We start from the raw sequence: 22056 nt of genomic DNA on the forward strand, positions 1-22056 counted from the left end.
TGAGGTCCCGCGCACCTAATTGGAGGTGACGATCACGATCACGCCCGGCGAGGCGCTGGCGATACCGGTGAAACGAGGTTCGGCGGGCACACCCAGCTCCGCCGCGATGGCCTGTGCAGCCTGCTTCTCGGCGGCGGTGTTGCCGTAGTAGACGGTAGTCGTCTGGATCAGCCCGTAGCTGTAGTTACCGGTTTCGGAGACGTTCCAGCCCTTGGAGGTCAGGTCGTCCGCGGTCTGCGCGGCGAGCCCCGACACGGTGCTGTTGTTGAACACCCGCACCGGCACCGTCTTGTCGACCGGGCCCGAGGGCGCCGCCGGGACCGTGGCGGTCGTCGTCGGCGTGACGGTCGGGGTGGTGGTCGTGGCCGCGGAAGCCGCGGAGGTGGTGGTCCGGGCGGCCTGCGCGGCGGCGGATGTGGTGGTGGCCGCAGCGGTCGTCGCGGACGTGGTGGCCGCGACGGGCGCCGATTCGCTGGAATCCGAGCCGCCCAGCGACGCCGCGCCCAATCCGGCGAAGAGGATCGCGAGGGCGATCAGCACCATCGCGATCGCGCGCAGCGGGGGGCCTGACGACTCGGGGTTCGGGGTGGTCACTTGTCCGACCTTAATCGGCGCGTCGGGTGCTTCCGGTAACGAGGTGACGACGGCCGGGTGTTGGGTGACGGCTGAGGAAGCGATCTAGGTGGAGATCTCGAACCCGAGTCGGCGCGCGGCGCGGGCCTTCTGCCGGCTGGCCCGCAGGCGACGCAGCCGCTTGACCAGCATGGGGTCGGCGGCCAGTGCCTCGGGACGGTCGACGAGGGCGTTCAGCACCTGGTAGTAGCGGGTGGCCGACATGGCAAAGAGCTCCTTGATGGCCTCTTCCTTGGCACCCGCGTACTTCCACCACTGCCGCTCGAAGGAGAGAATGTCGTGTTCGCGGCGGGTCAGACCGTCGTCTCCGACGTCGTTTCCCGACGCGTCGTCGCTGTGTTCGGATTGGTTCCGCGCTGCTGCGCCGTCCATCTCACTCCTCGATGATCTCTCGATCCCGCTCGACCTCAGCGAAACCTTCGTGCCTGGGGACCCGACGGGATCAGGCCGAGCACCGTACTCGGACGCTGAGACATCGCTCGGGACCGAGTACGAATTACACCGATGTTCTTCCTGGTCATTGAATCACGATCAGGGCCGCGACGACCGGGTTCCGGCGGGGCGCGCCGCGAATCTCGCGCCCATTATCCTTGGTGACCATGGCAATTCTTCCGATCCGGATCGTCGGCGACCCGGTACTGCACGAGCCGACCAAGCAGGTGACCGAGTCACCGGCCGAACTCGCCGACCTGATCCGCGACATGTACGAGACGATGGACGCCGCGAACGGCGTCGGGCTGGCCGCGAACCAGGTGGGTGTCGCGAAGCGCCTGTTCGTCTACGACTGCCCCGACCTCGACGACAAGGGCAAGTCGGTCCGCCGGCGCGGCTGCGTGGTCAACCCGGTGCTCGAGACGTCGGAGATCCCGGAGACCATGCCGGATCCGGACGATGACGTCGAGGGCTGCCTGTCGGTGCCCGGTGAGCAGTTCCCGACCGGCCGTGCCGACTGGGCGAAGGTCACCGGCACGGACGAGGACGGCAACCCGGTCGAGATCGAGGGCCACGGTTTCTTCGCGCGCATGCTGCAGCACGAGACGGGCCACCTCGACGGCTTCCTCTACGTCGACGTCCTGATCGGCCGCAACGCGCGTGCCGCGAAGAAGACGATCAAGCGCGAGGGCTGGGGTGTGCCGGGCCTGAGCTGGACGCCGGGCACGGTCGACGACCCGTTCGGTCACGACGACGAGGACGACGAGGACTGAGCCGGGGAACGATGCCGACGGAGCCGATCCTCGGTGGCCGGGTGGTGGTGCGGTATCGCCTGCCACCCGGTAGCTCGCACCCGCTCACCGATGTGATCGGCACGCTCGAGCAGCTCGAGCCGACGGTGGTGGTCCGCACCGCCGACGACCGGGTCGTCGAGGTCGATCGCGCCGACGTCGTCCGACTCAAGGCTCTGGGACCGAAGCCGGTGCGCCGGGCCGGGACCGGGTCCGACGACTGTCGGGGCGGCTGACTACCCTCGGCGGTGTGCGACTCGCGACGTGGAATGTGAACTCGGTCCGTGCCCGAACCGACCGGATCGTGGACTGGCTGGCCCGCACCGACACCGATGTGTTGGCGATGCAGGAAACCAAGTGCAAGGACGAGCAGTTCCCGTACGAGCGGTTCACCGAGGCCGGCTACGAGGTGGCTCACGTCGGCCTGAGCCAGTGGAACGGTGTCGCGATCGCGTCGCGCATCGGGCTCGAGGACGTGCAGATCGGGTTCGCGGATCAGCCCGGGTTCGACAAGGACCCGGCGGCGGAGGCCAAGCAGGAGGCCCGCGCGATCGGCGCGACGGTCGGCGGGGTGCGGGTGTGGAGCCTGTACGTGCCCAACGGCCGTGAGCTGACCGACCCGCACTACGTCTACAAGCTCGAGTGGCTGGCCAAGCTGCGCGCCGACGCCGAGGGATGGCTGGCGGGCAACCCGGACGCGCAGATCGCGCTGGTGGGCGACTGGAATGTGGCGCCCACCGACGAGGACGTGTGGGATCCGGCGTTCTTCGAGGGCAAGACGCACACGTCGCAGCCGGAGCGGGACGCGTTCGACGCGTTCGCCGAGGCCGGGTTCGCCGACGTGGTGCGCCCGCACGCGCCCGGCCCGGGCGTCTACACCTACTGGGACTACACGCAGCTGCGGTTCCCGAAGAAGCAGGGCATGCGCATCGACTACGTGTTGGGTTCGCCGGCGTTCGCGTCGCGGGTCACCGGCGCACACATCGACCGGGATGAGCGCAAGGGCAAGGGCGCGAGCGACCACGCACCGGTCGTCGTCGATCTGGCCTGATCAGTCCGCCAGCAAGTCCAGGTACTCGGTGTGCACACCGAGAAAACGCTTGACGTAGGTGCACACCGGACGGATCCGGGTTCCTTCGCGACGGGCCCGCTCGAGCACTTCACGAACCAGCACCGCGGCCCAGCCGCGGCCGCCGCGATCCTCGCGGACCACGGTGTGCAGCAGTGTCAGGACCTCACCGGCGGGCCCGGCGCTGTCACGGCAGTAGCCGACGATGCCGACCAGTTCGCCGCGTACCCATAGTTCGTAACGCTCGTGGGGCGGGCTGTCGACGATGCGGACCGGCGCATCGACCGAGCCCGAGGTGCGTGGGGCTTCGGTGTTCACGTTTCCCATGAAACCGGTCGAACCGCCGGCACCGGGTCCGATTCGGGACTGGTGGGGCGGTTCGATGCCGATCTTTGACCTGACTGTGGCCGTTGCGCCGTTCAGTTCAGCGAAATGACGTCGGCCGCGTCGAGCGGCGCCATCAGGTCGAGGTACTCCGGGTTGGCCTCGACGAATCGCTGGACGTAGGTGCAGACGGGCCGGACCTTCCAGCCGTAGTCGCGGGCCCGGTCGAGCGCGCGACGCACCAAGACGGCGGCGAGACCGCGATGGCCGAAGTCCTCGACGACGACGGTGTGCATGAAGGAGACGACCGGCGTGGACTTCCCCGCGCCACGACGCCGGACCGGCGAGGTGTCGTAGTAGCCGACGATCCCCACCAGGTCCCCGTTGAGCCACAGCTCGAAGCGGTTCTGGTCGGCGTTGTCGGTCACGTCGGCACGGGGCGAATCGGCGAACACGACACCTCCTCGGGACGCTCTCATGACATCAATGTGATCCACGCCACTATTAGTACAGGCGCCCAGGCCACCTGTCAGGCATTTGACCGAATGCTCTGGATTCAATTTCCGCCGCGAGCGAACGCGGCGACGGGACGGTTCGCGGCAGCGCACCTTTCGCACCAGGAACTCGAACAACCGATCTTTCAAAAACCGGTCACCCGGTAGGAACATATGTGTAACGATCCGTACACACACACACAGCCAGAACGGACTTTCGGACCCCGGACGGGGAACCCCGGCAGCTTCGAGCCGACACGGTCGTGGCAGCCGACTCACCCCGACAATGCAGCGTCACCGCGCGTCGGAACCCGCCGCGCGATGCCCGCACCGCCACAGAACAGCTCGGGACGGCACAGCCACCTTCGCGCGAATCCACCTGAACGAGTTGACGATCCGTAGGGGAAAGTACATGCGCAAATCCATAACCCGCTCATCCGTCCTCGCCGCGACGGCAGCCCTCGCTCTTGTCTGCAGCGGTGTCGCCACCGCCGAAGGCAGCCTCGCCAGTAGCGGCAGCTCAGGCAGTTCGGGCAGCACCGGCTCGTCGACCGGTTCGTCGGCACCGGGACCGCAGGAGCCGTTCGCCTTCACCGGTTGGGACATTTGCCCGCTGGATGACCTGCTGAACAAGGATCCCGAGACCGGCGAGCCCGTTCCCACACCCGGCGGATGCCAGACCGTGATCGTCAAGACCGGCACCATGAAGCTGGGCAACCTCACCGTCGACCTGGACCCGGACAGCATGATGATCGCCGGCGGCAATCGCATCGACTTCGGACCCCCGATGAGCTGGGACTTCTTCCCCAAGAACGGCGGCGTCTACGCCAATCCGATCCAGGTGCCCGGCGGGGCACTGGGTGTCGGCTCGGCCGAGGACTTCGGACTCACCCGCATCGTCGCGTCCGTCGAACAGGTCGGTACACCGACGTTCGACCTCCCGAGCCCCGACAACATGTCAGTCAAGCTGCCCATCCGGATCAAGCTCGCCAATCCGATACTCGGCGACAACTGCTACATCGGCACCAGCCAGAATCCCGTCGCCCTCGACCTGAAGGTCGACCCGACTACGGGTGACGGGGCCGGCCCCATCCCGTCCGGCGAGGTCGGCACCCACTTCTCCAATTACACGGCCACGGCCACCGACTTCGCCGTCCCCGGCGCCACGGGCTGCGGCCCCCTCGGCTCCCTTGACTGGGCGGCCAACCTCCGCGCCGGACTCCCCGCAGCAACCGGCAATTCGCTGACGACGACGGTGGACATGTACACCGCCAGTCCCTGGTTGGTCTACCAGAGCCAGCAGAACCAGTAGATACGCTCGACACCCTCGAACCCCGGATCGACGTACCCCATGGCCCGATCCGAAACTTGGCCGCCCACAACTCGACTCACCCCGATGCTGTGCGGTCGAGCCCGATTCCATCCGGTGTGCGCGCCCGATATCGACTCCGACGGAAACCATCTCGCGAATGCCAGTCCGAGACCATTCGAAACAAGATGGCGGACAAGAGAATCAGTAGGGAGTATTCCATGCGAAAGAACACCACCCGCTCCACCGTCCTGGCCGCCGTCACTGCGCTGGTCCTGGTCGGCGGCGGCGTCGCGAACGCGGCCGGCTCCGCCGAAGGCAGCTCCGGCAGCAGTGGCAGCCTGTCCAGCTCCGAAGACAGCAGCGGCTCGTCCGGCAGCAGCGGCTCCTCGGCCGCACCCGGCACGCCGTTCGAGTTCCAGAACTGGGACACCTGTCAGCTCGATCTGGTCTACGACGACGCGATCGGCGGTACCTGTATGACGGTGATCATCCGGGACGGCAACATGAGCATCGGCAACCTCGACGTCGCAGTCCCCGACGGCAGCCTGATGATCGCCGGTGGCGTGACAGGCGAGCAAGTCTTCGTCCCCGCAGCCGACGACGGCAAGTTCGGTGTGTACGCCAACCCGATCACCGTTCCCGGCGGCGCATTCGGCGCCGCCTCGGCGGAGAACTTCGGCCCTACCGCCATCCAGGCGACCGTGGAGGCCGTCGCCCTGCCCGACGTCGATCCCTACAACCTCGCCGTGCAGCTTCCGGTGCGGCTCAAGCTCTCCAATCCACTCCTGGGCGACAACTGCTACATCGGCTCCGCCGCCACACCCATCAATCTGTCCCTCGCACTCGTGGACAGCGCCGGGCCGGCCGAATGGATCTCGACCAACGGACCCGATGTGCCCGGCGGCGTCTGGCCCCAGGCACCCCACACCGCAACCGACTTCGCCGTCCCCGGTGCCACCGGCTGCGGACCGCTCGGATCCCTGAACTGGGCCGTCAACCTGCGGGCGGGCCTGCCCTCCGCGGGCGCCGGTAATTCTCTGTCCACCACCAGCGCCGTCTACAACGTCGCGGGCTGGGAGCTGGCCGAGCTCTGATACACCCGCATCCCCTGATCCACCGTTGACCTCGTCCCGGTGCCGGTATCCCTCCGGTACCGGGACGAGTCGCGTTTCACGTGCCCCCGCACCCAAGTCCGGTACGCACGCCTCGCACCACCGTCCGGCGCACCCGGTCGCATGGGTAGGCTCGAGGCCGTGAACTACCTGCCCCTGACGCCGACCGGTCAGACCCCGATCCGCGCCCTCACCATCGCCGGCACCGACTCCGGCGGCGGCGCCGGCATCCAGGCCGATTCGCGCACCATGGCGATGTGTGGGGTACACGCGTGCGTCGCGGTCGCCGCAGTGACGGTGCAGAACTCGGTGGGCGTCAGCGGATTTCACGAGATCCCGCCCGAGACGGTGGCCGCGCAGGTGCGCTGCGTGGTCGAGGACATCGGCGTCTCCGCCGCCAAGACCGGCATGCTCGCGTCCACCGCGATCATCGAGGCCGTCGCGCAGGTGTGCACCGAGGTAGGCATCGGCCGCGACGGCTCCATCCCGCTGGTGGTGGACCCGGTGTGCGCGTCCATGCACGGCGATCCGCTGCTGCACGCCGAGGCGCTCGACGCTGTCCGCAACACGCTCATCCCCATCGCCTCGCTCGTGACACCGAACCTCGACGAGGTGCGCCTCATCACCGGCATCGAGGTGGTCGACGACGCCAGCGCCCGCCGCGCCGCCGAGGCCCTGCATGCACTGGGCGCGCAGTGGTCGTTGGTCAAGGGCGGGCACCTGCGCTCATCGACGTCGAGCACCGACCTGCTGTTCGACGGCGACACCTTCCACGAGTTCACCAGCCCGCGGATCGACACCGGCAACGATCACGGCGGCGGCGACACCCTGGCCGCGGCGGTCGCATGCGCGCTCGCCAACGGATACGCGATGCCCGACGCGGTTGCGTTCGGCAAGGAGTGGGTCACCAAGTGCCTCGAGGCGTCGTACGACCTCGGCGCCGGGCACGGCCCGGTTTCGCCGCTGTGGCGACTGGATCCGAAGAACGCCTGATCAGCGCGAATAGTCGCGCAGCGTCATGACGAAACCGACGGCCACCACCGGCACCGCGACGATGTAGACGGCGACGCGGAACCAGGTGGGCCCGTAGTAGCTCACCGCAGTCGCCGCCGCCAGCGCCGCGATGATCATCAGCACCCCGTAGAAGGGGGTGCGTTGTGGATGCTCGGACTGGGCCACGTCCTCAGTGTGCGCGCCGGACCGCAGGGCGGCAACCGCTTCCCGAACTCGCCGGAATGGTCCGCTGGGACGTCATCGGGGTGGCGGCGCCGGGCGCAGGAAGTAGATCCGCAAGTCCTCCGGGACCCCGCGCTGCGGGGCCGCCAGCAGTCCCCGCCGGTACCGTTTGGCGGCCAGCCCCAGCTCCGCGAGTCGTTCGACGCCGATCGCGTCGTGCGTGTTGCCGGACATCACGACGTGGCCGTTGCCACCGAGCTCCATCATCCGTGCGGCGACGTTGACGTCGACACCGAACCAGTCCGCCCCGACGGGCTGCGGCGCCCCGGTGTGCAGGCCGACGCGCATGCGGGGGCGGTAGCCGTCGTGGTCGAGGGTCGCGAGCGCCGTACGTGCCGCGAACACCGCCTCGACGGCCTTGTCGGGATGGTCGAACACCACCATCAACCCGTCGCCGAGCCGCTTGACCACCTGCCCGCCGCGTTCGATCATCGGCGGCTCGACCGTTGCCGCGACCTCCCGCAGCAATCCGAGGGTCGGGCCGTCGCCCACCTGCAGCGACCAGCTCGAGAAGCCCACCAGATCGGTGAAGACGATCGTGACCTCGCCGTTCGCGGGCGTCCCCCAGGCTTTCTCGAAGACTGCCTGCAATACCTGCAACGCCGCCATGCTCACCTCGCGGGAGGCACCCGAACCGGTGTCGATCATCCGCGCCGCGGCCCGCGCCCCGCCGGGGCCGGCGGTCGACAGCGGGTCACCGAACGCCGGGTCCCCCGGCAGCGCCCGGCGGATACGCCGGACCGCGTCCACGAGCTGCGGCTGCTGGTCCGCGTCACGCATCCACTTCGCGACCGATCCTGCGACCTTGGCGTGCCCACTGGCGGCGCCGGAATCCGCCGAAGGCAGTTCCGGTGTGGCGCCGTCGCCCCGCGGGTCGTCACTCACGTCGGCAAGAGTAATCGCGGGTGCGGCATCTCGCAGAAGTGCCGCGTGACGTCGCTGGCGACGTCTACTTGGGGGCGCCGGAGCGGGCCGTCGTCCGAGCCTCGCCTGCCGCCGGCACCCCGTTCGGTCCATCCGTCGATTGCGCGTAATGCCCGATGCCGTAGCCGATGGCCTCGGCGTTCAAGGCCAGCGCCGCGCGGTCCACATTCGCCAGCGTGTCCTGGGCGGTGTGGTAGTTCGGATCGAAAGCCGCACCTGCCTCCCCACCCCACCCAGCGGCCTGAACTGGTGTTTTGACGTCTTCGGCGCCGGTGAACAACCCGCCGGCCGGAATTCCCGCCGCAATGAAGGGGCCGTAGTCGGAACGCCCGTCGAAGTCCGTTCCGTCCGGAGTGAACCCCAGTTGCAACAGGATCGCATCGAATGTGCGCTCGATTCCCGCCGAGCCCTCCGGCCCGGGCCCCGCGCCGACGCGGTCCGAATCATCGCCGTCGTAGACGAAGTACCCCGCGTTGTGCGAGCCGACCATGTCGAAGTTCAGATACATCGCAATGTCGGCGCGGGCCGCATCGTCGAGGCCGTCCACGTACGCGCGCGAGCCGTCGAGCCCCACCTCCTCGGCACCCCAGAACGCGAACCGAACCGCGTTGGCGACGTTCGGCCGCACCCCGAGTTGCCGGGCCGTCTCGAGCAGCGTCCCGACGCCCGAGCCGTCGTCGTTGACGCCCGGCCCCGCCGGCACCGAGTCCAGGTGCGCGCCGACCATCACCACGTTGTCCGACGCTCCGGTCCGCGTCTGCGCAATCACGTTGCGGGACTTGGCTGATTCGACGGTCGTTGCGAGCACGAGCGTCACGTCACCGCCCCGCCGCAGCGCTGCTCCGTCGGCCTTGCCGACGAAGCCGGTGGGAATCCGGGCGTCGTCCTTGCTGCCCAACGTGCCGCCGGTCGGGTCCCCGTCCTGGTTGTTCGCGACGAGGAGGGCCGCGGCTCCGTGTTCGGCCGCCACCTGCTGCTTCTGCGTGAACGTGCAGGCACCACGATCGACCAGAACCACCGCTCCGGTCACGTCCAGACCGTCGTAGTCGGTGGCCTCGCAGCCTGGGGTGTCGTCCGGCGGCACCGGCACCAACTTCGCAGTCAGCCCACCCGCCGGGGTGGGCGGCGAGAACGTCAGGGCCGCCACCGGCACGTCGCGCCCCGACACCTGCAGCGTCTGCGTCGTCGCGTGGAAGAGGTCGACGTCGAATTCCGGTGTGTCGACGTCGAATCCGGCCTGCTCGAGCTGATCGACGACGTAGTCGACGCTGGCGTCGTAGCCGGGCGTGCCGACCGCACGGGTGCCGTCGTTGTCGTTCGCGATGCGCTCGAGCTGCTCGAGGTCGCCGATCACCGCGTCGGCATCGATCGCCGCAGCCAGGCCAGGGCCGTCCACCGGCGGGCCGAGGTCGTCGGGATCGCTGCATCCCGACAGCACCAGCGCTCCGGCCAACGCGGCGACGAACCCCACCGTCCTGCGCATGGCCGAAGCCTAACCGATCACGGACCCCCAGCCGCAGTACGAGAATCGCTGTCCGGACCGAACAGAGACGAAACGCCCGGCCGGAAATCCCGGCCGGGCGTTTCGTGTGCGTCGTCTACGGTCAGGCGTCGCGCTTGTTCACCGCGAACAGAGCAGCGCCGAACACGATCGCGACGAACGCCGCGAAGTAGAGCAGCGAACCCCACGGGCCCCAGCGGAAGTCGAAGGCTCCGCTGTTGCCGAGGAAGTGGTTCACGTTGTTGAACGGGCCGAACTCGCCGATGTATTTGCCCACCTTGGGGATCATCGTGGCGAGGCTCTCGATCACCAGCGGCCACAGCAGCAGCAGCGAGATCGCGCCCGCGGACTGGCGGATCAGCGTGCCCACACCGACAGCGAGCACCGCCAGCAGCGCGAAGTAGATCGGGATGCCGAACAGTTCACGCGCGTTGCTGCCGTCACCGATCGACAGCGACTCCCCCGAAATCCCCTGTGCCACGAAGAAGGACGCCAGTGCGATGACCAGACCGAGAACGGCCGCGATGCCGGCGAGCAACAGCGCCTTGCCACCGATCACCTGGGAACGATTCGGGATCGCCTGGAACGTGGTGCGGATGACGCCGAACCGGTACTCGGTGGTCACCGCCAGCGCCGACATGATCATCACCAGCATGGCGCCGAACTGGGCGGCGCCGGCCTGGGTGTAGGCGACCGTGAACTCGCCCATCGCGTTGTCGCCCGACGACACCAACGACTTGTATGCCGCGCCCATGATAGCGGCGAAACCGATGCTCACGACCACCGCGATGAGGCTGCACCACATCGGCGACTTGGTGGACGTCAGCTTGATGCGCTCTGCATTCAACACGCTCATCGGAGCGCACCTCCCATGTTCTGCCCGGCCTGCCCGCCGATCTGCGCGTGATACTGGACGTCGTCGCCCGTGAGCTTCATGAACGCGTCCTCGAGCGAACCACGCTGAGACGACAACTCGTGCAGCACGATTCCGTTCGCCCCCGCCAGCGCACCGACATCATCGGTCCTCACGCCCGACACCACCAACGCCTGCTGATGATCATCGCCCGCATCGTCACGAACCGCGAAACCCTGCCCGGTCAGGACCGTCCGCAACGCGTCGAGCTGGGGACTACGCACCCGCACCGACGAATCCGACGCCCGATCGACGAAGTCCTTCACACTCGTATCCGCGATCAACCGGCCACGACCGATCACGATGAGATGCTCCGCCGTCAACGACATCTCCGACAGCAGATGACTCGACACCAGAACCGTGCGCCCCTCCGCCGCCAGCGACTGCATGAACTTGCGGATCCACACGATGCCCTCGGGATCGAGACCGTTGACCGGCTCGTCGAACAACAGCACCTTCGGATCACCCAGCAACGCGCCCGCCAGACCCAGCCGCTGCGACATACCCAACGAGAAACCGCCGGCCTTCTTGCCCGCGACCTCGGTCAGCCCGACCAGACGCAGCACCTCGTCCACCCGCGACATCGGCAGCGAGTTGGCCGCCGCCATCCACTGCAGGTGCGCCTTGGCCGACCGGTTCGGGTGCACCCACTTGGCGTCGAGCAGCGCACCGACGGTCCGCAGCGGCTGCTTCAGCTGGTGATACGGCACACCCTCGATCAGTGCGGTACCCGACGTCGGCGCATCGAGGCCGAGGATCATCCGCATGGTCGTCGACTTGCCGGCACCATTCGGGCCGAGGAAGCCGGTGACGATACCCGGCTTCACGGAGAACGTGAGATCGTCCACCGCTCTCGTCGACCCGTAGGTCTTCGTCAGTCCCCTCACTTCAATCATGAGGACCACTCTGCCCGAAACGTCCCTACCTGCGCATCGGTCTCGGGTCTACAACCGAGTCATACCCAGGGATGACGTGCACCCCGAGACGGTGTCGGGGGTCACCCCGATCAGGCGCGGACGACGCCGTCCGGCATGGTCACGTCGGTCAGGTCGGCGCCGCTGACGTCGGTGGTGGAGAGCACCGCGCCCGTCAGGTCGGCGTGCGCGAGGTACGCGCCGGCCAACCGAGCCCCGGTCAGATCGGCATCCTCGAGGTGTGCGCCGGTCATGTAGGCGCCCGACAGGTCGGCCCCGGCGAGGTTCGCGTGCGCCAGATACGTCGACGTCAGGAACGACAGCGTGAGCACCGCGCCGGTCATCTTCGCGTTCGTCAGATATGCCTTGGTGAAGTCGGCGTCCGCCGCGACGGCCCCGGACAGATTGGCCCCGGTCATGTCGGCCCCACCGAATTCGGCCGCGGTGAGGTCCGCGCCCGAGAGGTCGGTCCCGACCAGATTGGCGCCGGTGAGGTTGGCCCCGGCGAGGTCCGCGCCCGACAGGTCCAGACCGTGAAGGTCTGGCGCATCAGGCAATTCGTCTCGTCGTGCGTTCCACGCCACGACGTCTGAGCGGAGGAGCCGGAGAAGATCTGCGTTCAACATCGTCGACATGGCATGTCCTATCGCAGCAGCGAAACCGACCTGGCCTCACCCAGCCTAGGGTGCAACGTCCGGACCACCGGGATTTTCGATCATTCCGTTATCGGCGTGGCGCGCTTCCGACCTCCCGTAACGGTCCGCGCCCCGGTCGCGACACAGGGGCAACCCCGCCGGCCCCAGTGAACCGGTGGCCGACGTAGGGATCCCGTATGAGAAGACTCGTCACCGCTGCGGCATTCGCGGTCGTGCTCGCCTCCGCCGCCGCGCCGGTCGCCGGCGCCGAGGAGGTTGGCCCGCAACCGGTCCCACCGAGCTCGATCGGCAGTGGATCCGGCTCGGTCACCGCCCCCGGACTGCGGGCCGCGTTCGACAGCGGCGCAACGATCGTCGAGGCGGTGCGCGACTACACCCACTACGACACCACTCGCGGTGTCGTGTACCGGGTGGTGCACGACCCGGCCCAACTGGCGTCGCCCACGCTGAAGTTCGTCGTCGTCGGAGCGCTGCCCGCCGACGAGTTCATCGGGGTCACCTATCCGCCGCAGTCGTTCGCACGGATCTACCGCGTGCCGACGTCCCACTACGAGGGCAACTCCCCGCTCGGCGGGCACTTCGTCACCACCCCGCCGATCCTCGACGTCGGCGTCGCGTTCGTCACGCCGTAGCGGTCGTCACATCGGCGACGACGCCTGCGCCCAGAACCGCTTGGGGATTCGTCCGGCGTGACGGGCCTCGTAGCCGGCCGTGACCGCACCGCGCATCGCCGACGCCATGAGCGCCGGATCCTTGGCGCGGGTGACAGCCGTCGCGAGCAACACCGCGTCGCAGCCCAATTCCATCGCAAGCGTCGCATCGCTCGCGGTGCCGATGCCGGCGTCGAGGATGACGGGCACGTTCGCAGCGTCGACGATCATCTCGATGTTGTGCGGGTTCGAGATGCCCAGACCGGTTCCGATCGGCGAGCCCAGCGGCATCACCGCGGCGCAGCCGACGTCCTCGAGACGCTTGGCGAGCACCGGGTCGTCGGTGGTGTACGGCAGCACGGTGAACCCGTCGTCCACCAACTGCTCTGCGGCGCTGACCAGTTCGATCGCGTCGGGCAGCAGCGTGCGCTCGTCCGCGATGACCTCGAGCTTGACCCAGTCGGTCTCGAGCGCCTCCCGCGCGAGCTGCGCCGTGAGGACGGCCTCCGCGGCACCGCGGCACCCGGCAGTGTTCGGCAGCGGCGCGATGTCCAGTCGACGCAGCAGGTCCAGCACACCGGTGCCACCCGCCGCGTCGACCCGGCGCATCGCGACGGTGGTCAGTTCGGTGCCGGACGCCACCAGCGCCTCCTCGAGCACGGCGAGGTTGGCGGCGCCACCGGTGCCCATGATCAGGCGCGAGCCGAAGGTACGGTCGGCGATCGTCAGCTTGCCCATCTCAGCCACCCTGCACCGCCGTGAGGATATCGATTTCCCAACCGCGACCGACGGATTCGGACCATCGCCCGCGCGGGAACACCGCACCGTCGACCGCGACGGCGATGCCGCGCTGCGGCAGATCCAGCCGCTCGAGCAGCTGCGTCACCGTCAGCGGCCCGTCGAACTCACGTTCCTCACCGTTGACGGTGATGCCGATCAACTCACTCATCCAAACCTCGCTCGTCATGCCTTTGCAGGTGAAAATCGTTCGGCGGTGGCACTTTCCGCCTCCGACAGTGGTGACCCATCGAGGATCGCGACCGTCGCGTCCGCCGTCACCGGGGTCATCAGGACGCCGTTGCGGCCGTGGCCCGTCGCGAGCACCACCCGGTCAGACACGCGTCCGATGATCGGCAGGTTGTCCGGACTCATCGGACGCAGACCGGCTTTCGCCTCGTACAGCTCGTATTCGCCGATCGCCGGCATCAGCGCCTCCGCGTCGGCGATCAGGTCCCGCACGCCGGCCACCGTCACCTGGGTGTCGTGGCCCGACTCGTACTGCGTCGCGCCCACCACGATGCCGTCGGCCCGCGGAACAAGATACGACGGGCGCCCGTGCACGCTGCCGCGGATGGTGCGTCGCGGTGCGGGCGTCACGCCGGGCCGGGCCCGCAGGCGCAGGATCTCGCCCTTGACGGGCCGCACCGGCAGGTCCGGCCACAACTGCGCCGAGTTCGATCCCGCGGCCAGCACCACCTGGTCGGTGGTGAGGTCGTCGAGGTCGGTCACTGCCTGCTCGATCAGCTCGACCCCGGCCGAGGCCGCCGCGGTCCGCAACGCGCGCACCAGCAGTCGGTTGTCGACGGCCAGCTCGGTAGGGGCCTGCAGCGCCAGCCGGATCCCGCGGCCGAGCGACGGCTCGAGCTCACGGATCTGCGCGCGGTTCAGGATTCGCAGCTCGTGGCCCTGCTCGGCCACCCAGTCGGCGATGGTGTGCAGGTCGGCGGCGTCGGCGGCGTCCAGTGCGACGGTCAACGAGTCGTCCGAAGTGAAGAGGGTCACCCCGGCGATGCGCTCGAGTTCGGCGCCGAAATCGGGCCACCGCTGCAGCGAGGCGGCCCCGAGCTCGAGGGCCTTCTCCTCACCGGGCCAGCCCTCCGACAGCGGCGCCAGCATGCCACCCGCAACCCACGACGCCCCCGAACCGGGCGCCGGGTCGTACAACCGAACCGCCCAGCCGCGCTGCGCCGCGCGCCACGCCACCGACAGGCCGATGACACCGCCTCCGACGACGGAAACCGATCGGGTCAACTTTCTCCACCTCGCTCCCTGCGCCGGCATGATCCGGGTCAGGTATGACGGTCGGGGCCGGCAGGCCCCCTCTCAGCCCCGCGTTCCTCGGGACTCCCGTGTTGATTCGTCCGCACTAGAGACTACCGTTCCAAGTGTGCACGCCTCCCAAACCGTCAAGCACCCCACTCCGCGTGAACGTCTCGCCGACGCGCGCCTCTATCTCTGCACCGACGCCCGCCGGGACAAGGGCGATCTGGCTCACTTCGTCGAGGCCGCACTGGCCGGCGGCGTCGACATCGTCCAGCTCCGCGACAAGGGCTCGGCCGGCGAGCGGGAGCTGGGGCCGATGGAGATCAAGGAGGAGCTGGCCGCACTCGCGGTGATCGGCGCCGCAGCGCGACGCCACGGCGCGCTGCTCGCCGTCAACGACCGGGCCGACGTCGCGCTCGCCGCCGGCGCCGACGTCCTGCACCTGGGCCAGAACGACCTGCCGGTGCACTACGCCCGCCGGATCGTCGGCCCCGACGTCGTGATCGGCCGCTCGACGAACAACCGCGCGCAGGCCAGCCTCGCGGGGATCGAGGAGGACGTCGACTACTTCTGCACCGGTCCGGTGTGGGCCACGCCCACCAAGCCGGGGCGGACCGCGTCCGGCATCGAGCTGGTCCGCAGCACCGCCGAGGCGGCTCCGACGCGCCCGTGGTTCGCGATCGGCGGCGTCGACCAGGAGCGGCTGCCGCAGATCCTCGAGGCCGGCGCCACCCGCATCGTCGTCGTGCGCGCGATCACCGACGCCGACGATCCGGAGGCCGCCGCGCGAGCACTGTCGGACGCGCTGCGCGGCTGACCTCGCAGATCAGCAGGTGCCGGCGACGCCCGCGTGGACGGACTTCTCGATCATGTCGCGGCTGTCCGCTGGCATGTCCTCCCACGTCGCGGTCGCGGGGTCCAACGCCGGCTGTCCCGACGCCTCGGCCTGCGCGTTGTAGGCGCCCACCCACGCGCCGGAGTTCGCCTCGAGCAGCCCCAGGAACTCCTCGCCCTTGGCGGCGCGGTCGAACGGCTGCCCGGCCGCCTGGGCGGCCTGCTCGGAGGAGTCGATGAAGGCCGCCACCTGGCTGCACATCTCCTTGACGGCGGCGTCGACGACGTCGGCCGCGACGGTGGTGGTCTCGTTCGAGGACGATGCGGCGGGTTCCGCATCGCTGTCGCTGCAGCCGGTGAGGACGAGCAGTGCGACGGGGACGGCGGCGATCAGGTGTCGAATTTTCATGCCGGAATGGTGACAGCCTGCCCGGTTCACGCGACCACTGGGTGCTGACCAGCGGATTTCCCGTTACGTCGGAATGCGACCACGCCGGCACCGACCAGGACGGCCGCATACAGCAGCAGGTAGATGTTCATCAGGACATCGGCGACGGGCCACTGCGGGGGGTACAGGAACAGACCGATCACGACGAAGTGCTCGTTCCACCAGTACGGCCACGCCCCGGCACCGAGGTAGATCACCGCGGCGGCGAGCCACCAGCGAGGGTCCGTCAACGCCCGGTGGACGATGTAGACGAGCAGCGGCACAAACCACACCCAGTGGTGGCTCCACGAGAACGGGGACACCGCGGCGGCACTCAGACCCGTCACCGTCACCGCGAGCAGATGCTCGCCGGCGCGGTGCAGTCGCGCCACGATCCACATGCTCACCGCCACGACGAGTGCCGCAAGCACGAACCACAGCGCGACCGGCGTCGCATGTCCCGTCAGGTGTGCGATCACGCCGCGGATCGACTGGTTCGACGGGTGCCGGTCCTCCGCGATTCGCGTGGACGCGAAGAAGGTCTCGGTCCAGTACTGCCGCGAATCACCCGGTAGCACCAGCCAACTCAACCCGATCGTGGCCGCAATGGTCCCGACCGCGACCGCCGCCGCGCGCCACTGGCGAAGGACCAGGTAGTAGAGCACGAAGTACGCGGGGGTGAGCTTGATGCCGGCCGCGATCCCCACACCGACACCCCTGATCCGGCTCCGCTCGTCGCGGGAGACGTCCCACAGCACCAGTGCCATCAGCACCAGATTGATCTGCCCGTAGAACAGCGTCGTGCGGACCGGTTCGAGGAACGTGCACGCGATCGCCAGCAGCGTCGAAACTCCCACGACGCGTGGCGAGATCCGGTAGCCGAGCATCCGCCAGCACAGCGCCACGATCCCGACCAGGAGGGCCAGGTTGACCGCCATCCAGATGTACTTGTCGTAGCCGAGGGGCAACAGTCCGAACGGGACGAACACCAGCGTGGAGAACGGCGTGTACGTGTAGAGCAGACCGTGGACGACCGGTTGGGTGTAGAGGGGCAGATCCTCCATGATGTGGCGCGCACCGTCGCGGTAGACGTCGAGGTCGGCGCCCCCGGCGAAGATACCGATCTCGGGCATCCAGGGACGCACCGTGGTGAGGACCAGAACAACGGAGGTCACGGCCCACAGTCCGAGCACGACGAGGTGTCCTGTCCGGCGGGGCATTTCGCGTCCACCTACCGCACTTCGCCAGAACACCTGCCAGCCCCCTCGTCGATCGTCCCCGGCCAGATCTACATACCTAGCCTAAGCAAGGAATGTGTCTTTTCATCGGCCACCCCGATACGGTCCCCGTCCACGAGTTCGCCTCCCGACCCTACGGCGTTACCCACCGCGCAACACGGCGACAGTCCGCTTACCGGGATTGCCTCGATCCGATCGCTACACTGCACCTCGAATCGACCAACCGGTTCGGTTCCATCAGCCGACGAGGCTCACCTGAAGGGCCGGAACATGATTCGCTTTCTCATTCGGTCCGCGATCTTCCTCGGATCGGCCGCACTGGGGATTCTCGCCGCCGTGTGGCTGATTCCGGACGTGTCCGTCAGCGCCTCAGGGTTCATCATCGCCGTCGTCCTGTTCGCCATTGCGCAGGTCGTGCTGTCCCCGTTCATCACCCGTCTCGCCGAGCGGAATGCACCCGCGTTCCTCGGCGGCATCGGACTGGTGTCCACCTTCGTCGCCCTCGCCATCGCATCCGCGTTCGGCGGGCTGTCGATCTCCGGTTGGCGCAGCTGGATCCTCGCTACCCTCGTGGTGTGGCTCGTCACCGCACTCGCCACCTTCCTGCTTCCGTTCGTCGTGCTCCGCAACCGCGCCGAGGAGCGGAAGGCCAACAAGAATTCCGGCGCCTGATCGTCGCGCAACCCGTTGCTGTGCAGTGGTTCTCACATGCAACGCAGCTCACATCCCGATCCCCTGGCACTCGGAAACGTGAAGGGGCAGAGTCGGAGGTGAACACTCGCCGACGATCGGAGGAGACATGCCGGACCGGACCACCCTCGTCACCGCGCTCACCGAGCAGGAGGCGCTGGACCTTCTGGCCACCGAACGGCTCGGCCGACTCATCCTCGTCACCGGCGACCAACCCGACGTCTACCCCGTCAACTATGTGGTGCACGACGGCAAGCTCTACTTCCGAAGCGCCGAGGGCGACAAGCTCACCGAGATGAAGCTCAAGCCGATGGTCACCTTCCAGGTCGACCGCGCCGACGCCACGTCCGCGTGGAGCATCCTGGTCCGCGGTATCGCACGCACCCTCGTCCGCTTCGACGAGATCAACGCGGCCGAGGAACTCGACCTGCGGTCGTGGGTGCCGACCGAGAAGTACAACTTCGTGGAGATCCGGCCCACCGAGACGACCGGTCGCCGCTTTCTCATCGAACGCGGCTGACCCAGCGGCTCAGTCCAGCCAGCCCAGCACCGTCGACGGCGACAGCGTCAGGACCGACCCCGGCAGCCGTCCCCGCAACCCGCGGTCGGCGGTCACGACCGCGGTGAGGGCACCGTCGCTCATGGCCAGCCGGGCCACCTCGTCGTCACCGCTGCCGGACGCGATGTGCACGGAGACCCGCGCGTCGACGTGGCCGGCGCCGCGGGCCACGCCCTCGAGTATCGCCTCGATGCGCGGCAACCAGCCGAAACCGCCGCCGGGCAGTTCGATGGTCCGCGGCAGCACCTGCGCGAGCCGGTCCAGCAACTCCGTCGTCGCGCCGGCACGATCGCGCCACCACCCATTGGGCCGTGAACCGACCACGTTGGCGGTGTCGAGCAGCACTCGCATCTCGGTGGTCCGCAGAGTCGGCCACGCGAGTGCGAACCCCGGATGCAGCGGCATGCGCTCCACCTCGAACTCCGGCACCCAGCGAAGTTCGGTGCTCTCCCCGTTCGGGACCAGGGCCAGCGGCTTCTCCGCGTCGGCGACGACCGTCGTGTAGGTCCAGCCACCGGCGACGCTGGCCGTGACCCGCTCGGTCCGCACGTGCACCGAGGCGCCGTCGATACCGGTCTCCTCCTGCGCCTCACGGACCGCTGCGTGAACCGTCGTCTCGTGGCTGTCCCGCGCGCCGCCGGGCAGCGCCCACGTGCCGCCCTGATGGCTCCACGCCGCCCGATGCTGCAGCAGGACCGCGGCCGAGCCGTCCGCCAGTGGGGCGCGCAGCAACAAACCCGCCGCACCGTGCCGGCCCCAATGCCGTACGCCTTCGGGGGTCGTCGCCCAACCGTCTCCGTCACCGCGCATGGAGTGTCTCTCACCTGCCCTGTCCGCCGAGCCGCTCGCCTGTCCCCACAGTATTCCCCGCGGCATCACGAATCGGAGGAACAACCTGCCGGTGCGGCTTATGCTCGCAGTACGGGGGCCTCGAACCACACGGACGGCGAACCGAGGACATGCCGTGGCAGTGCCGGAAACCAAGGCGTCGGAGAGCAAAAAGACGCCCACGCCGAAGCAGACCAGCTGGGGGTTCGTGACGATCTACGGCGCCGATCGCGCGCGCCAGATCGCCCCTCGTGACCTGCTTCGATCGACACCTGCTCGGCTGCTCGCGGTCGGCGTCGCGCTGCTCCTGGGCACGCTGGCCGCGGGGCTGATCACCTCGGTGGTCGCGGGAGACCGCAAGCACGAGATCGACGTGCTGCTGTCCACGACCGAACCGCTCGCGCGGTCGGCGCAGAACCTGTACTCGTCGCTGTCCGTCGCCGATGCGGCCGCCGCCACCGCGTTCCTGTCGGGTGGCGTCGAACCGAGCGCGGCCCGGGACCAGTACACGCAGGCGATCGGCACCGCAGCCGCCGAGCTCGTCGCGAACTCCGACGGATTGCCCGGTGACAAAGAGGCGCGAAGCCTCATCACCGAGATCGCGACGCAACTGCCGGTGTACACGGGACTGGTGGAGACGGCCCGCGCCAACAACCGCAGCGGCAACCCCGTCGGCACCGCCTACCTCGCCGAGGCGTCGTCGCTGATGCAGTCGGAGCTGTTGCCGCGAGCGCAGGCCCTGCACACCGAGCGGGCCGCGGCATCGCTGGCCCCGCAGTCGAAGTTCGCCCGGCCACCGTGGCTCGCCATCGGACTGCTCGTTGCGCTGCTTGTCGTGCTCGTCGCGACGCAGGTGGTGATGTCCAGGCGGACCCGTCGCGCATTCAACGCCGGCCTCCTGTTCACGACCGCCGCGATGACCGCGTTGCTCGTGTGGATGCTGGTGGCCGGCATCGTGTCCGCGGCGTCGGCACACAGCGCGGTTCGGCAGGGGTCGACGCCGCTGTCGACGTTCGCGTCGGCGCGAATCCTCGCGCAGCAGGCACGTACGCAGGAGATCATGCAGCTGGTCCGTCGTGACGAGAAGGAACGCCACGCGCAGATCTTCGCCGACGACACCGACCAACTACGCGCGTTGCTCGCCGACTACTCGGAGTCCGACGGCGCGGACGACATACACAAGGCTGCGGGGGCCCTGGACGCGTGGACAGCGTCGCACCAGCGGATGACCGACGCCCTCGAGGTGGGTGACTGGGCGACGGCCGCGACGACAGCTGTGGGCTCCGGTCCCGATTCGAGCGCAGCGGAGTTCGGCGTAGTCGACGGCGCGCTGTCCGACGGTGCCGACACTGCCCGCGCGGAGTTGCGCGACGACGTCGCCCGCTCGTCGCGGGTGCTGTCGGCGCTGGGGCCCGGCGCGGTGGTGATCACGATCGTGGCGGCCGTCGGCATCCCGCTTGGGCTGTGGCCCCGGCTTCGGGAGTATCAGTGATCGGACGCCGATGGCTCGCGACGGCCGCGGTGGCCGTCGGGGTCACCGGCACGGCCGCGGCGGGATGCTCGGCACCACCGGACCCGTACACGCTCCCGCCGAGCGAGACGTACAGCGTGGCACCGCTGCCCGCGGGCGCGTCGGTGGTGACGTCGGCCCCCGCTCCCACGACGGCGGACTGCGGTGATCCGACCGCCAGCCTGCGTCCCTTCCCGCCGGGCGAGGAACCGGCGGGTCCGTCGCTCGACACGATCCGTGCCCGCGGTCAACTGATCGTGGGGTTGGACACGGGCAGCAACCTCATGAGCTTCCGGAACCCGGCCACCGGCGGCATCGAGGGCTTCGACGTCGACATCGCCCGGGAGGTCGCACGCGATGTGCTGGGCAGTCCCGACAAGGTGGAGTTCCGGCTCCTCACCGCGGACGACCGCCAGCAGGCGCTCGAGGAGTCGAAGGTCGACATCGTCGCGCACACCATGAGCATCACGTGCGAACGGGGACAGCACGTGGACTTCTCCACCGAGTACTACGAGGCGCACCAGCGGATCCTGGTCATGGCCGGGTCCCCCGTCTCCGGCGTCGACGACCTCGCCGGGAAACGGGTGTGCCTGACGAAGGGGACACACTCCATCGACCGTATTCGTGCCCTCGCACCCGACGCCACGATGATCGCGGTGCCCACGTGGTCGGACTGCCTGGTGATGCTGCAGCAGCGTCAGGTCGACGCGGTCAGCACCGACGACACCCTGCTCGCCGGGATGACCACACAGGACCCCTACCTGCGGATGGTCGGTCCCAGTCTGGGACCCGAACCGTACGGAATCGGGATGACGAAGGGCAACGACGATCTGGTGCGGTTCGTGAACGGCACGCTCGAACGGATCCGCCGGGACGGTACGTGGGAGAGAATCTATGCCCGATGGCTCTCCGCCTTGGGCCCCTCCCCCGGACCGCCGCCTGCGACGTACCGGGACTGATCGGTGG

At 68.7% G+C, this 22056-nt stretch carries 28 protein-coding genes and 1 riboswitch; of the genes, 12 read left to right on the top strand and 16 right to left on the bottom strand.

Going from position 1 to position 22056, the window contains the following annotated elements; translation table 11 throughout:
- Window positions 1-15 precede the first annotated feature (15 nt).
- Both ACQ5DX_RS18895 and ACQ5DX_RS18900 read right to left on the bottom strand, forming a co-directional pair.
- Window positions 16-594 carry a LytR C-terminal domain-containing protein gene (locus ACQ5DX_RS18895; protein ID WP_430334019.1) on the bottom strand — a complete coding sequence of 193 codons (579 nt, stop codon included), beginning with the start codon at window positions 592-594 and terminating at the stop codon, window positions 16-18.
- Window positions 595-678: 84 nt separating this feature from the next.
- A complete protein-coding gene (locus tag ACQ5DX_RS18900) occupies window positions 679-1005 on the bottom strand; it encodes a DUF3263 domain-containing protein (RefSeq protein ID WP_430334020.1) in 327 nt (108 codons plus the stop codon).
- Between the two features lie 227 nt (window positions 1006-1232).
- On the opposite strand from ACQ5DX_RS18900, the gene ACQ5DX_RS18905 reads away from it, so the two are divergent.
- From ACQ5DX_RS18905 to ACQ5DX_RS18915, 3 genes are read left to right on the top strand one after another with little or no spacing between them, the layout of a single operon-like run.
- Window positions 1233-1838: a peptide deformylase gene (locus ACQ5DX_RS18905; RefSeq protein WP_430334021.1), complete on the top strand. Its 606-nt coding sequence runs from the start codon at window positions 1233-1235 to the stop codon at window positions 1836-1838.
- Between the two features lie 11 nt (window positions 1839-1849).
- A complete protein-coding gene (locus tag ACQ5DX_RS18910; protein WP_430334022.1) occupies window positions 1850-2092 on the top strand; it encodes a GNAT family acetyltransferase in 243 nt (80 codons plus the stop codon).
- A gap of 14 nt (window positions 2093-2106) precedes the next feature.
- Window positions 2107-2907, top strand: a complete 801-nt coding sequence (locus tag ACQ5DX_RS18915) for an exodeoxyribonuclease III (RefSeq protein WP_430334023.1) — start codon at window positions 2107-2109, stop codon at window positions 2905-2907.
- Here the strand turns inward: ACQ5DX_RS18915 and ACQ5DX_RS18920 are convergent, their stop codons facing one another.
- Entirely contained in the window at window positions 2908-3252 is a 345-nt protein-coding gene (locus tag ACQ5DX_RS18920; protein WP_430334024.1) for a GNAT family N-acetyltransferase, read from the bottom strand.
- A gap of 92 nt (window positions 3253-3344) precedes the next feature.
- On the bottom strand, window positions 3345-3728 hold the full coding sequence (locus ACQ5DX_RS18925) for a GNAT family N-acetyltransferase (protein WP_430334025.1): 384 nt from the start codon (window positions 3726-3728) through the stop codon (window positions 3345-3347).
- Between the two features lie 427 nt (window positions 3729-4155).
- Here ACQ5DX_RS18925 and ACQ5DX_RS18930 point away from each other — a divergent pair, with 427 nt between their 5' ends.
- From ACQ5DX_RS18930 to thiD, 3 genes are all read left to right on the top strand, one after another.
- The gene (locus tag ACQ5DX_RS18930) at window positions 4156-5055 is read left to right on the top strand and encodes a hypothetical protein (protein WP_430334026.1); all 900 of its coding nucleotides are present in this window, start codon (window positions 4156-4158) and stop codon (window positions 5053-5055) included.
- A gap of 218 nt (window positions 5056-5273) precedes the next feature.
- Entirely contained in the window at window positions 5274-6149 is an 876-nt protein-coding gene (locus ACQ5DX_RS18935; RefSeq protein WP_430334027.1) for a hypothetical protein, read from the top strand.
- Between the two features lie 159 nt (window positions 6150-6308).
- Window positions 6309-7160 (top strand): bifunctional hydroxymethylpyrimidine kinase/phosphomethylpyrimidine kinase, encoded by an 852-nt coding sequence (gene thiD / locus ACQ5DX_RS18940; protein ID WP_430334028.1) that lies wholly within the window; start codon window positions 6309-6311, stop codon window positions 7158-7160.
- Here the strand turns inward: thiD and ACQ5DX_RS18945 are convergent, their stop codons facing one another.
- The 6 genes from ACQ5DX_RS18945 to ACQ5DX_RS18970 all read right to left on the bottom strand — a co-directional run bounded on the left by ACQ5DX_RS18945 (window position 7161) and on the right by ACQ5DX_RS18970 (window position 12212).
- The gene (locus ACQ5DX_RS18945; protein ID WP_430334029.1) at window positions 7161-7346 is read right to left on the bottom strand and encodes a hypothetical protein; all 186 of its coding nucleotides are present in this window, start codon (window positions 7344-7346) and stop codon (window positions 7161-7163) included.
- Window positions 7347-7418: 72 nt separating this feature from the next.
- The gene (locus ACQ5DX_RS18950) at window positions 7419-8288 is read right to left on the bottom strand and encodes an adenylate/guanylate cyclase domain-containing protein (RefSeq protein WP_430334030.1); all 870 of its coding nucleotides are present in this window, start codon (window positions 8286-8288) and stop codon (window positions 7419-7421) included.
- A 64-nt stretch (window positions 8289-8352) separates the two neighbouring features.
- Window positions 8353-9810, bottom strand: coding sequence for a M20/M25/M40 family metallo-hydrolase (locus ACQ5DX_RS18955; RefSeq protein ID WP_430334031.1), 1458 nt, complete (start codon window positions 9808-9810; stop codon window positions 8353-8355).
- Between the two features lie 121 nt (window positions 9811-9931).
- Window positions 9932-10684 (bottom strand): ABC transporter permease, encoded by a 753-nt coding sequence (locus ACQ5DX_RS18960; RefSeq protein WP_430334032.1) that lies wholly within the window; start codon window positions 10682-10684, stop codon window positions 9932-9934.
- Entirely contained in the window at window positions 10681-11637 is a 957-nt protein-coding gene (locus tag ACQ5DX_RS18965) for an ABC transporter ATP-binding protein (protein ID WP_430334033.1), read from the bottom strand. Before ACQ5DX_RS18965 ends, ACQ5DX_RS18960 begins: the two co-directional genes overlap by 4 nt.
- Before the next feature lie 110 nt (window positions 11638-11747).
- Window positions 11748-12212: a pentapeptide repeat-containing protein gene (locus ACQ5DX_RS18970; RefSeq protein ID WP_430334034.1), complete on the bottom strand. Its 465-nt coding sequence runs from the start codon at window positions 12210-12212 to the stop codon at window positions 11748-11750.
- 275 nt (window positions 12213-12487) lie between these two features.
- Between ACQ5DX_RS18970 and ACQ5DX_RS18975 the strand changes: the two genes are divergently transcribed.
- The gene (locus ACQ5DX_RS18975) at window positions 12488-12943 is read left to right on the top strand and encodes a hypothetical protein (protein WP_430334035.1); all 456 of its coding nucleotides are present in this window, start codon (window positions 12488-12490) and stop codon (window positions 12941-12943) included.
- Between the two features lie 6 nt (window positions 12944-12949).
- On the opposite strand, the gene ACQ5DX_RS18980 is transcribed toward ACQ5DX_RS18975, so the two are convergent.
- The 3 genes from ACQ5DX_RS18980 to thiO all read right to left on the bottom strand — a co-directional run bounded on the left by ACQ5DX_RS18980 (window position 12950) and on the right by thiO (window position 15022).
- Window positions 12950-13699, bottom strand: a complete 750-nt coding sequence (locus tag ACQ5DX_RS18980; RefSeq protein ID WP_013417095.1) for a thiazole synthase — start codon at window positions 13697-13699, stop codon at window positions 12950-12952.
- A gap of 1 nt (window position 13700) precedes the next feature.
- Window positions 13701-13910, bottom strand: a complete 210-nt coding sequence (gene thiS, locus ACQ5DX_RS18985) for a sulfur carrier protein ThiS (protein WP_430334036.1) — start codon at window positions 13908-13910, stop codon at window positions 13701-13703.
- Between the two features lie 14 nt (window positions 13911-13924).
- Window positions 13925-15022, bottom strand: coding sequence for a glycine oxidase ThiO (gene thiO, locus ACQ5DX_RS18990; protein ID WP_430334037.1), 1098 nt, complete (start codon window positions 15020-15022; stop codon window positions 13925-13927).
- A riboswitch (TPP riboswitch) is annotated at window positions 14991-15102 on the bottom strand. (Overlaps the previous gene by 32 nt.)
- Before the next feature lie 26 nt (window positions 15103-15128).
- Here thiO and thiE point away from each other — a divergent pair.
- Entirely contained in the window at window positions 15129-15821 is a 693-nt protein-coding gene (gene thiE, locus ACQ5DX_RS18995; RefSeq protein ID WP_430334038.1) for a thiamine phosphate synthase, read from the top strand.
- Between the two features lie 9 nt (window positions 15822-15830).
- Here the strand turns inward: thiE and ACQ5DX_RS19000 are convergent, their stop codons facing one another.
- Together ACQ5DX_RS19000 and ACQ5DX_RS19005 are read right to left on the bottom strand one after the other, a co-directional pair.
- Window positions 15831-16247, bottom strand: coding sequence for a hypothetical protein (locus ACQ5DX_RS19000; RefSeq protein WP_430334039.1), 417 nt, complete (start codon window positions 16245-16247; stop codon window positions 15831-15833).
- A 26-nt stretch (window positions 16248-16273) separates the two neighbouring features.
- Window positions 16274-17485, bottom strand: coding sequence for a glycosyltransferase 87 family protein (locus tag ACQ5DX_RS19005; RefSeq protein WP_430334040.1), 1212 nt, complete (start codon window positions 17483-17485; stop codon window positions 16274-16276).
- Between the two features lie 288 nt (window positions 17486-17773).
- On the opposite strand from ACQ5DX_RS19005, the gene ACQ5DX_RS19010 reads away from it, so the two are divergent.
- Window positions 17774-18175 (top strand): hypothetical protein, encoded by a 402-nt coding sequence (locus tag ACQ5DX_RS19010; RefSeq protein ID WP_430334041.1) that lies wholly within the window; start codon window positions 17774-17776, stop codon window positions 18173-18175.
- Window positions 18176-18302: 127 nt separating this feature from the next.
- Complete coding sequence (locus ACQ5DX_RS19015; RefSeq protein WP_430334042.1) at window positions 18303-18713, top strand: pyridoxamine 5'-phosphate oxidase family protein; 411 nt, start codon at window positions 18303-18305, stop codon at window positions 18711-18713.
- 9 nt (window positions 18714-18722) lie between these two features.
- Here ACQ5DX_RS19015 and ACQ5DX_RS19020 read toward each other — a convergent pair whose 3' ends face one another.
- Window positions 18723-19562, bottom strand: a complete 840-nt coding sequence (locus ACQ5DX_RS19020) for an NUDIX domain-containing protein (RefSeq protein WP_430334043.1) — start codon at window positions 19560-19562, stop codon at window positions 18723-18725.
- A gap of 154 nt (window positions 19563-19716) precedes the next feature.
- Between ACQ5DX_RS19020 and ACQ5DX_RS19025 the strand changes: the two genes are divergently transcribed.
- Both ACQ5DX_RS19025 and ACQ5DX_RS19030 read left to right on the top strand, forming a co-directional pair.
- The gene (locus ACQ5DX_RS19025) at window positions 19717-21072 is read left to right on the top strand and encodes a hypothetical protein (protein WP_430334044.1); all 1356 of its coding nucleotides are present in this window, start codon (window positions 19717-19719) and stop codon (window positions 21070-21072) included.
- Window positions 21072-22049 (top strand): glutamate ABC transporter substrate-binding protein, encoded by a 978-nt coding sequence (locus ACQ5DX_RS19030; RefSeq protein ID WP_430335741.1) that lies wholly within the window; start codon window positions 21072-21074, stop codon window positions 22047-22049. The genes ACQ5DX_RS19025 and ACQ5DX_RS19030 overlap by 1 nt, the downstream gene beginning before the upstream one ends.
- Window positions 22050-22056 lie beyond the last annotated feature (7 nt).

Source organism: Rhodococcus sp. ACT016, assembly GCF_050477185.1.
GTDB lineage: Bacteria > Actinomycetota > Actinomycetes > Mycobacteriales > Mycobacteriaceae > Prescottella.